The sequence below is a fragment of the Mitsuokella sp. AF33-22 genome, from assembly GCF_003475755.1.
Lineage (GTDB): Bacteria > Bacillota > Negativicutes > Selenomonadales > Selenomonadaceae > Mitsuokella.
Genome location: NZ_QRQA01000026.1, coordinates 1 through 490, shown reverse-complemented (window position 1 = coordinate 490; position 490 = coordinate 1). Strand labels below are relative to the sequence as shown.

The 490-nt window shown below is 46.7% G+C and carries 3 tRNA genes; all 3 read right to left on the bottom strand.

Annotation, left to right across the window (positions count from 1 at the left end):
• Positions 1-20 precede the first annotated feature (20 nt).
• Positions 21-96, bottom strand: a tRNA-Phe gene (locus tag DWZ54_RS11720).
• 5 nt (positions 97-101) lie between these two features.
• A tRNA-Asp gene (locus DWZ54_RS11715) sits at positions 102-178 on the bottom strand.
• Positions 179-199: 21 nt separating this feature from the next.
• Positions 200-275: transfer RNA gene (locus tag DWZ54_RS11710), tRNA-Lys, on the bottom strand.
• Between the last annotated feature and the right edge of the window lie 215 nt (positions 276-490).

Genomic DNA, 490 nt, shown 5'->3' with positions numbered 1-490 from the left:
AACGCGGGCATAATGTCAAGTGGTGCCTCAGAGCGGAATCGAACCACTGACACGGGGATTTTCAGTCCCCTGCTCTACCGACTGAGCTACCGAGGCAAAAGTGGCGACCCGAATGGGACTTGAACCCATGACCTCCGCCGTGACAGGGCGGCATTCTAACCAACTAAACTACCGGGCCATAAAAAAGAATATCTATAATTGGTGGCTCACCCGGGATTCGAACCCGGGACACCCTGATTAAAAGTCAGGTGCTCTGCCAACTGAGCTAGTGAACCAAACGTGAGGATCAGATTCACTGCTGCAATTAAACTAGATATCGTTCTGTGTCACTCACAGGTCATTATTATATAGATAAACGCAATACTTGTCAAGGATTTTTATCTAAAAAATTTTTGAGTCTCTGAGAAATCATCAATCTGCAGAATGGATACAAAAAAGACTCCGCTGATGCGGAGCCTTCGCTTAACCGGCAATTTCCTATCCTCCCAGT